This is a genomic window from Daejeonella sp. (assembly GCF_046590655.1).
Classification (GTDB): Bacteria; Bacteroidota; Bacteroidia; order Sphingobacteriales; family Sphingobacteriaceae; genus Daejeonella.
Genome location: NZ_JBKJUM010000034.1, coordinates 1 through 9664 on the forward strand (window position 1 = coordinate 1; position 9664 = coordinate 9664).

General features: G+C 41.3%; 8 protein-coding genes. 3 read left to right on the forward strand and 5 right to left on the reverse strand.

Features of this window, described 5'->3' with window-relative positions:
* A partial coding sequence (locus tag ACLL8Z_RS03415; protein ID WP_411273360.1) for a glutamate--tRNA ligase family protein occupies window positions 1–107 on the reverse strand: 107 nt, incomplete at its 3' end.
* Window positions 108–259: 152 nt separating this feature from the next.
* On the opposite strand from ACLL8Z_RS03415, the gene ACLL8Z_RS03420 reads away from it, so the two are divergent.
* From ACLL8Z_RS03420 to ACLL8Z_RS03430, 3 genes are read left to right on the forward strand one after another with little or no spacing between them, the layout of a single operon-like run.
* On the forward strand, window positions 260–1471 hold the full coding sequence (locus ACLL8Z_RS03420; protein WP_411273353.1) for a sensor histidine kinase: 1212 nt from the start codon (window positions 260–262) through the stop codon (window positions 1469–1471).
* Entirely contained in the window at window positions 1452–1958 is a 507-nt protein-coding gene (locus tag ACLL8Z_RS03425; protein ID WP_411273354.1) for a DinB family protein, read from the forward strand. Before ACLL8Z_RS03420 ends, ACLL8Z_RS03425 begins: the two co-directional genes overlap by 20 nt.
* On the forward strand, window positions 1955–2380 hold the full coding sequence (locus ACLL8Z_RS03430; RefSeq protein WP_411273355.1) for a hotdog fold thioesterase: 426 nt from the start codon (window positions 1955–1957) through the stop codon (window positions 2378–2380). Before ACLL8Z_RS03425 ends, ACLL8Z_RS03430 begins: the two co-directional genes overlap by 4 nt.
* 171 nt (window positions 2381–2551) lie before the next feature.
* Here ACLL8Z_RS03430 and ACLL8Z_RS03435 read toward each other — a convergent pair whose 3' ends face one another.
* The 4 genes from ACLL8Z_RS03435 to ACLL8Z_RS03450 all read right to left on the reverse strand — a co-directional run.
* The gene (locus tag ACLL8Z_RS03435) at window positions 2552–4255 is read right to left on the reverse strand and encodes a sodium:solute symporter (RefSeq protein WP_411273356.1); all 1704 of its coding nucleotides are present in this window, start codon (window positions 4253–4255) and stop codon (window positions 2552–2554) included.
* Between the two features lie 108 nt (window positions 4256–4363).
* A complete protein-coding gene (locus ACLL8Z_RS03440) occupies window positions 4364–4549 on the reverse strand; it encodes a hypothetical protein (protein ID WP_411273357.1) in 186 nt (61 codons plus the stop codon).
* Window positions 4550–4552: 3 nt separating this feature from the next.
* The gene (locus tag ACLL8Z_RS03445) at window positions 4553–7000 is read right to left on the reverse strand and encodes a PIG-L family deacetylase (RefSeq protein ID WP_411273358.1); all 2448 of its coding nucleotides are present in this window, start codon (window positions 6998–7000) and stop codon (window positions 4553–4555) included.
* A gap of 347 nt (window positions 7001–7347) precedes the next feature.
* Window positions 7348–9664 (reverse strand): prolyl oligopeptidase family serine peptidase (locus tag ACLL8Z_RS03450; RefSeq protein WP_411273359.1); only part of this gene is annotated, 2317 nt, incomplete at its 5' end.

The window sequence follows — 9664 nt, forward strand, 5'->3', positions numbered from 1 at the left end:
CGGGCAAATAAATAGTTAAATAAAACTGTTCTTACACCTCCAAGGTGCAATCCACCTGTTGGGCTTGGAGCAAAACGTACTCTTACTTTTTTGGTAATCTCAGACATGGGGCAAAGATAAGTATTGTTGTTAGTTGTTAGTTGTTAGTTGTTCGTGCATTTGTCGTAAAATCTCGACCTGCAAGAAGCTCGTATCTCGTAGCTCGTGTCCCAAAAATATCCTGTCACACTTTGCGTTTCCTTTTGTAATTTGGCAATCAATGAATCCCTACGAACGTAAGCGCCGCTGGAAATTTGTGTTACTTGCTTTTGCAGTGATAATCGCAGGTGCGTCCCTTTGGTATACAGATTACCTGGTGAGAAAAATTTCTGATGCGGAACGTACCCGCGCTGAGCTTTGGGCTTTAAGTACCCGGAACATCATCGCTATGCCAGATGTGAATGATGAATATATCACATTTATTTACAGTATGCGGGATAGTCTTACTGTACCGGCCATAGTTGCTGATTCTGCAGATAATATTATTACGTGGAGGGGGCTCGACAGCACCAAAACGGATTTAAAGGAAGATACTCAAAGAACGTATGATCCCAGGTATTTTCAGGCAGTGCTCCGACAAATGAAAAGGCAGCACCCTCAGCCTATAGTTTTAGAGCTTGATACCCGTAAATGGTATGTTTATTATAAGGATTCTGTACTCCTTACGCAACTTAGAGCTTTCCCCTACATTCAGTTATCTGTAATTGCAATTTTCCTACTTGTGGCATACGGTGTTTTCAGCTCTTCCAGAAAATCTGAACAGGATCAGGTTTGGGTGGGGCTGGCAAAAGAAACAGCCCACCAGTTAGGAACGCCAATTTCATCCCTCATGGCCTGGGTAGAATTATTAAAGTCCAGGTTTAACGCCCCTGAGGACCCATTGATTCTGGAAATGGAAAATGATGTTAAAAGGCTAGAAACCGTGGCGGATCGTTTTTCTAAAATTGGATCAAAGCCGGTACTTCATAATCATGTGGTTTATGAAGTGGTTGAAGAGTATATTAACTATTTCCAGGTAAGGGTGAGCGATAAGATCGAGTTTGTTTTAGCAGGAGATACCCAGGTGGAAGCACTAATTAATGTGCCATTATTTGATTGGGTAATCGAGAATATTCTCAAAAATGCAGTTAATGCAATTACCGGTCCTGGTATAATTAAAGTTGACATACGCGAAAACCTGGTAAAGGAACAGGTTTTTATAGATATTTGTGATACGGGCTCTGGCATCCCAAGGTTAAAATTTGACACGATTTTTCAACCGGGATACACCACCCGCAAGCGAGGTTGGGGCCTTGGCTTATCATTAACCAAAAGGATCGTTGAAAATTACCACAAGGGGCATATTTTTGTAAAAGACTCCGAAATAGGAAAGGGAACGACATTCCGCATTGTTTTAAAAAGTAATATGACCTATGAAGCAACCACAAGCTGATGAATTTCCATCATTCTACAAAACTTACATTGATACAGTTAGCGATAACGTAGTTGCTGAACTTGAACATCAAATTAATTCATTTCCAGCCTTTTTGAAAGGCATTCCGGGAGATAAAGCATCCTTTGCTTATGCCGAAGGAAAATGGACGCTGAAAGAACTTTTGGGACATGTAAACGATACTGAGCGTATTATGACTTACCGGGCTTTACGGATCGCGCGCAATGACCAGACCCCGTTACCAGGTTTTAATGAGAATGAATACGTATTGAATGCTCATTTTGCTGACCGGACTATTGAAAGTCTTGCAGATGAATTTGCTTCTTTAAGAAGAGCAAACATGTTTCTAATCAAATCTTTTACGGAAGAGGAAGTGAGCAGGACTGGCATCTCGAACAATTCACCGATAAGTGTACGAGCCCTGATTTATATACTTGCAGGCCATCTAAATCATCACCGTAAAATCATAGAGGAAAGATATTTATGATATGGTACCGGGAGTACAATGTTCAGGAACTGAATGGCCGTCCTACAAACCATCTCGGCGCACTGCTTGGCATTGAGTTCACAGATATTGGAGAAGATTTTCTTAGTGCCCGTATGCCTGTAAACGAACGAACACATCAGCCTTACGGAATCCTGCACGGCGGTGCATCTGTTGTCCTGGCAGAAACTTTAGGCAGCGTAGCTTCCAGTATGGTAATCGACTGGGATAAATACATTGGCGTAGGACTTGAGATAAATGCAAACCACCTTCGTCCGGTAAAATCTGGATACGTTACTGGAATTTGTAAGCCCTTGCATATTGGAGGTAAGACTCATGTATGGGATATAAAGATCTATAATGACAAGGGCAGGATGAGTTGTGTCAGCCGGCTTACGGTGGCGATTATACCGAGACCCCAATAAAGAAACCTCGGATTATACGACTAAATTTCTTGGAAACGTATGAATTCCAAAAACCTATAAAATAAAAGAAACTTTTTTAAACTATGATGGTTACTTAAATAGAACCCCACAAGGGTTCGTTGTGATAAGGTTTAGGTTGGAGCCCCCGCATAAAAGCGGGGGTTTCTTTTTTTAAGAAATCTGACCCTTATTCCGTTGATTATTTACCATTTGGATCACCTGCGCAATTATCATCACGAGCAAACATCCTACAACGTTTAGCCACAAAAAAGCCATAAAATTTGCCCACCAGCAAGCAAAGACAATTACTTCGGTAATTACTGCTGCCAGGAAGGTAGCTGAACCCCCGATTTTCTTCAAATAAAACGCCACAACAAATATTCCCAAAATTGTACCATAGAAAAGAGATCCTAATATGTTTACGGCTTCAATCAGATTCCCCATTTTGCTGGCATAGAGTGCCATCAATATGCAAAATATCCCCCAAATCACTGTTGACCATCTGGAGACGGACAGATATTTTTCATCCGAGGCTTGTTTGTTTATCAGGCGTTTATAGATATCAATAACCGTCGTTGAAGCAAGAGAATTTAGCGCTCCTGCTGTCGAACCCATAGAGGCCATAAAAACAATCGCGATGAGCAAGCCAATTAGGCCTTCAGGCAGATATCGTGTAACGAAACTCAGAAATACATAGTTATTATCGTTTGTATCTGCATCAGGGTCATTCTTCACCATCAGGTCGACGGCTTCTTTTCTGATTGCTTTGGTCTTCTCATCCGCTGCCTGCAGGATTACTCTTTGAGAATTAATTGCTTTTTCATCATTTGCGTCAAGTGCCACTTCAAGGCGATTAACTTCCAATTGTTTGCTTTTAAAGGCATCTGTATAATCAGATTTTATTCGATTGAGTTCAGGTGCGTACTGGCTATTTTCTAACTTGCCGAGTTCGTATCTGTTGAAAAAAACAGGCGGCTGATGGTATTGGTAAAAAGTAAATACCAGCACACCAATAAGCAGGATCAGAAATTGCATCGGAATTTTAACAAGGCCGTTCATTAATAGCCCAAGCCGGCTCTGGCTCACAGATGATCCGGTGAGGTAGCGGCCAACCTGGCTCTGGTCAGTTCCGAAATAAGATAATTGCAGAAAAAATCCTCCAATAAGACCACTCCAAACCGTATACTGATTATTCCAGTCGAACTTGAAATCAATAGCATTTGTTCTGCCCATTTTTCCCGCAATTTGCAGGGCTTTTCCAAAGCCCACACTTTCCGGCAGCAGTTTTACTACTACAACTCCGGCGATGAAGAGTCCGCCGAATATTACACTCATTTGCAGAAGCTGCGTGTACGAGACAGCTTTTGTGCCCCCATAAACAGTGTAAATAATTACTAAAGTTCCAATAAATACCGTAGTAGATGTAGTATTAATATTAAGGACAGTTGAAAGAATTATAGACGCTGCATAAATCGATATGCCGGTTGAAAGACCCCGCTGAATAAGAAAGAGAAATGCAGTGAGAGCCCTGGTCTTTAAATCGAAACGATTTTCCAGGAATTCATAAGCTGTGTAAATTTTGAGCTTGTGAAAAATGGGCACGAAAGTGATGCACAACACGATCATGGCGAGCGGAAGGCCAAAATAGAACTGGACGAAAGCCATACCCGACGAGAATGCCAATCCTGGTGCGGATAAGAACGTAATAGCACTAGCCTGAGTTGCCATCACTGATAAGGTGACATAATACCAGGCGAAGGATCTGTTTCCAAGCAAGAAACCGTCTATATCGACAGTATCCCTGCTTTTATAAATGCCGTAGGCGACGATTGTTAAAAGCGTGGTGATCAGGACTATCCAATCCAGGCCACTCATTCAAAAATTTTAGTAAAGAAGTAACAAAAGGAGATCAGGAATACCAGCCACACCACCAAAAGGTAGTAGAACTGGTTCCAGGTCTTTACAAATGGGGGAAGATCCTGATCAGGCTTTTTCACCGTTTTTTACTACTACATTTGCCCAGAAACCTGCAGTAAGAAGTCCTAGAATAGCCCCAAGAATGGTATATCCCACGGAACCTGTAACAATCCAACCAGTTAACATACCGCAGATCAATGCAGGAATCAAATAATATGAATTGTAATTGTTTGTTGCCTTGTGATTTTCCATGATTTAATTATTGCTGGTTTTCGTGATCAAATTTACAAATAATCTGTATGCACCGGGTATACCGGCGGGTAATTCTCTGAAAAATACCAGCGAAGTGTATACAAACCTGCCTTTTCCATAGTCTGCTACAATCAATGATCCGTCGTTTGCCTTTTCTCCCGGATCGTTCATAGATAGTATACGGCTATATTTCGGATCTGCGTCAGATGTAAAATAGAGTCCTCTTTCCTGGATCCAGCCTTCGAAGTCTTTTTCAGTGATTTTATTGGGATAATTAAGCACCGGGTGATCTTTAGCAAGTAAGGTCACTCTGGTGTTTTCATCAGTAACCCGGTCACGTGACAGACGGAAGGGATAAGGGCCGATCTGTTGAATCTTCAGCGGGTTGCTAACGTTGTACTGCACCAGTAAGGTTCCTCCATTATTAACGTACTCCATCAGTTTTGGTTGAATGACATTCAAATTTTCATTGACGTTGTAGAGGCGTACGCCTGTGACTATCGCATCATAGCTGGAAAGGTTGCCACTGAGGATCTGGCTTTCAGAAAGTATGCTTACTTGATATCCAACCTGTTCCAGCGCTTCCGGGATTAAATCCCCGGCTCCGGCAATATATCCTATCTTCTTGCCGCCCGTTTTAAGATCAATGCGCTCAACACGGGCTTCTGATAGGGGAAACAACGTTTGTAAAGGGATATGATCATAATCGACTACCTTATTTCCGCGGTTAAACTCTTTACCCCCTGAATTTATAGTGAACCGCATAAATCCACCGTTTTCATTCCCGGCGGGAATTATTGAAAACTCTACGGTTTTTTCCTGACCTTTTAGCGGAAGATCGAAGTTTATTTTTTCGGGCACTGCTTTCCAGCCAGCTGGTACTTCAGGAACTATTGTACCACTTGATTTCTCTTTGAAACTTTTTAAGTGTACCTGGATGGTCTTGGCTGTATTACCTGAAAAAACGTAAGCCTTTTCTGAAATTGTAGCAGTTACTGTCGGAGCAACTACAAGTGGCCGATAGATCTCCCCTCTAACCTGGTCGGTGTATTTATACACAACCGGCCTCGTGTAGGAGATCTCCTTATTATTAATATAAAAAACAAAGTTGGATTGCACGGACGGAATATTCTCCGGATTACCAATAATCATTGGATCTGTATTCACATACATGCCTATGGGGTGTTTTTCCTTTAACCAATAGGGCTCGGTAATCACACCAGCGTAAAGGCGGTTAGTGACAGTTCTAACATTTCCTTGCTTCAAAACAGCATTTTGATCCAATCCATCAATGTGTTTAAGGATAACATTTGCACCCGACTGGAGAATTACCTGGCTCCGTACAGTAAGACTGTCGCCGATTGCTTGCTCAGCTTGCGGCGAATAGCTTTCAAACCACAAGCCTGCTGCTGCCGCAATTAAATTTTTAATCTCGGCGGTTTTTTGGTTCCGCCAATATTCGTCTTTTAACTTTTCAAGAGCTGTGAGGACTTTAACAAGTTCAGGCACCGATTCTGAAGGATTATCAATATCAAAGTTCTTGTCAGCCAGACTAATCATTTTACCTATTGACTCACCACCGGCTACTCGTTTCCAATCAAAGCTGATTCCTTCAAAAAGGTCTGTTTTCGTTAGATCTCCAGTAACAGGAGAAAAGTATTCGAGGGCTTCTCCTCTTTGCCTGGCACTTCCAAATCCCTGGCTTTTATGGTTTGTTCTGCTTTCGGCGGCAATTTCTCCATAACCTTTACCAAGCAGCGGGTTAAAGGCGCCGATATCTATTTTAAGTTGGTCAGGTGAAGTTGTGTTATTACCTCCGAAGTTTGCCGTGTTCCAAACTACTCTTTTTGCTTGCCAAACCTTAACGTGTTTTAACTGTTCAGGATAGCGTTCAGGATCGGCTGCGGCCACGAATGCCTCCCGGGCAATTATTGCAGACGCAGAATGCTGTCCGTGCCCTGCACGGGCATCCTCAGGGAATCTTGTTATAATTATATCCGGCCGGAATTTCCTGATGACCCAAACAGCATCTCCAAGAACCTGTTCTTTGTCCCAAATTCTGAATGTTTCTTCCGGGTTTTTTGAGAACCCAAAATCGATAGCACGGGTAAAAAATTGTTCTGCGCCATCAGTACGTCGGGCTGCGAGTAACTCCTGTGTCCGGATCAGTCCTAGCAGCTCAGACTGTTCGTTTCCAATAAGGTTTTGCCCGCCATCGCCCCGGGTAAGCGATAGATATCCTGTTCTTAATCTCTTTTCCTTTGCGAGATAAGAAAGCAATCTGGTGTTTTCATCGTCGGGATGTGCTGCGATATATAATGCCGAGCCTACTGTATTTAATTTTTTGATTCCAAGCTTTATCTCAGCGGAATTATATTGAACCGATGTTTGCGCTGAAACAAAAAATGGGATAGTTAGAAAGAAAAGGATTGCTGTTTGTGGAAATTTCATGAAGGTACAGGGTTATCTATCGAAAGTAATTAAAAAACACTTTTTAACGACGATGACACAAAAAATTTACCTCTATCCAAATAAATAAAAAAACGGTCAGATAATTGATATCTGACCGTTTCCCCAAAAATTACAATTAAAAACTTGTAGATCCTTAAAGCTTTCATCCGTCCTTCAGAGTACAATCACTGCATGTCTGAAACGCGTTAAACTAGGTGTAAAATAAGAAGCTTTAAGGCTAATTAACCTTTATTTTCTAAAATTACAAAATTTCGTTATTTATATCAAATAAGTTTTCAACATTTTTACACAATAGGTCTTTAGTAAAATTACTTAATAAACTGCTCTTAATTAGATTTCAAAGTGGTTTCGAACAATTTTAAGATGCGTTTATATTCATCAGTCCAACTTGCGGGGTCTGTAAAAGCGTGATCTTCTACCGGATAAACGGCGAGTTCCCAATTGTCTTTTTTAAGTTCAATAAGCCGCTGAGATAATCTCACAATGTCCTGAAAATTCACATTCACATCAACCATACCGTGAGCCATAAGTAGGTTTCCTTTCAAACCTTCAGCAAAATAAATCGGGGAACTTTTTTTATAAGAGTTCTCGTCATTAACAGGCTCATTCAGGATGTTCGATGTGTAACCGTGGTTGTAATGAGCCCAGTCTGTAACTGATCTCAAGCCTGCACCTGATTTAAAAACATCAGGTTCGGTAAATAATCCCATTAGAGTGATAAAACCTCCGTACGATCCACCGTATAATCCCACATTCAATGGATTAATGCCATACTTTTCAACCAGAAGTTTTACTCCATCTACATGATCACTCAAATCTTTACCTCCCATATGGCGATAGATACCTGTTCGATGATCCCTTCCGTAGCCTGAACTGCCAGTATAATCTATATCGATTACTGTATACCCTTTATCAGCCAATAAGTTATTAAACATGTACTCTCTGAAATATTGGCTCCACCAATAATGAACATTCTGAAGATATCCGGCACCATGTACAAATAAGACTGCAGGTTTCGAAGGGTCAGCCTTTTGAGGCGTATAGATTCTCGCGTACACATCTGCTCCAAATCGGTTTTTAAATGATACCATTTCCGGATCTCTCCATGGGTAAGATTTAAACTCATCACTTACAGAATTGGTAATTTGTTCAGCTTTTGCACCTGGCTTATTTTCCTGAAGAAAAAGCTCCCATGGCTTATTAGCATACGAATATCGGATTGCCAGCCATTTCTCATCAGGGGAGATGCTCACTTCGTTGCCGCCTTTTAATGATGTCAATTTTAGAGGATCACCGCCTGACACCGGAATGCGGTAGAAATGTGTAACGCCCGGATGTTCAATATTTGCGGTAAAATAAAAGCTTTTTTTATCGTTTGACAAACGCAAGGTCTGGATTTCATATTTTCCAGATGTCAACTGTTTTTTGACGCCTGTGGCCACATTCATAGAATATAAATGTGAGAAACCGGATGCTTCGCTTTGAAAATACAGTGTATTGTTATCTATCCACCCTAAATTTCCGCCGTTAAATGAATTGATACCCGGACCGCCTATCCATGCTTCATCCCGCTGCCTGTCTAAAAGTGAAAGCTTACCGCTTACCGGATCAAGTATCATAATCCATCGATCTTTATTATCCAGAGATGTGACCGTTACAATTGCATGTGACCCATCGGAGTTCCAGAAAGGCCCAACAACAAAGACTTTTCGATCTTCATTTTTTTTAGTTCGCTCGGCCAGCTGTTCAGAATAATCTTTAACATAATCCGGCAGATCTTTTATTCCGGGAATGTCTTTTGTTGAAATCGGGTATATAGAATCCCTTTGTATATCGTAAACATAACTTTCGAAAGTTGCTTGCATATTTCCAACCTTCGTACGGCCGCTTATATCTTCCGTGTATCCTGAAGCAGTGACATAATTCGGAACGATGGTATTACGATTGCCTTCTGCACTTTTAGAAACTCTGAACACAATATATCTTTCGTCAGGACTTATTCGGACAGAATTTAAAGCACTTCGATCATCAAGATAAAATTCCTTTGGCCTTTTAACCGCATCATCTTTACTCTTTTTCTCGGCATCTTTACGGTCCGCATCTTTTTCCTTAATGATATCAAATTCATTGAGCTGATCCTTTTTAAGCCAATCATCCTGTTTACTTAAAGATGATACGGGACGGGGCCTGATGCGGGTTAAATTACTTAGCTGACTAAGAGCGCCATTGTTCAGAGAAATAGCATAAAGATTATCGCCCCGCTGGAAAATGACTTGACTTTCGTCCTTATTGAAGGCGGGATTACTCTCCCTCTCTACAGTATTAACCAATACATTTTCAGCTCCTGTAATGGTGTTTTTTAAGATCAGGTCACCACTTCGTTCAAAAACCGTTTTCAAACGGTCGCGTGAATAAGCAAGTGTACCGCGATCAAGTGTTCGCCTGGTAATGTCAGCCACTTTTTCAGGATTTCTCTTTTGAAGGGATATTTGATATAAAGCGTCAGTGCCTGATTTTTCTGGATTCCATGTAAAATAGATATTCTTGCTATTCTCGTCCCATTGAATATTGGCAGGTGCGACGCCAATCCATTTTGGGTCGCGCATGATCTTTTCAACGGTTAATATTCCCAGTTGCTGGGCA

What these genes read in the sequence shown, in the direction of transcription:
- ACLL8Z_RS03435 (WP_411273356.1), bottom strand. Translation starts at nt 4,255, where the DNA reads ATGAGTGGCCTGGATTGGATAGTCCTGATCACCACGCTTTTAACAATC.
- ACLL8Z_RS03440 (WP_411273357.1), bottom strand. Translation starts at nt 4,549, where the DNA reads ATGGAAAATCACAAGGCAACAAACAATTACAATTCATATTATTTGATT.
- ACLL8Z_RS03425 (WP_411273354.1), top strand. Translation starts at nt 1,452, where the DNA reads ATGAAGCAACCACAAGCTGATGAATTTCCATCATTCTACAAAACTTAC.
- ACLL8Z_RS03420 (WP_411273353.1), top strand. Translation starts at nt 260, where the DNA reads ATGAATCCCTACGAACGTAAGCGCCGCTGGAAATTTGTGTTACTTGCT.
- ACLL8Z_RS03430 (WP_411273355.1), top strand. Translation starts at nt 1,955, where the DNA reads ATGATATGGTACCGGGAGTACAATGTTCAGGAACTGAATGGCCGTCCT.
- ACLL8Z_RS03445 (WP_411273358.1), bottom strand. Translation starts at nt 7,000, where the DNA reads ATGAAATTTCCACAAACAGCAATCCTTTTCTTTCTAACTATCCCATTT.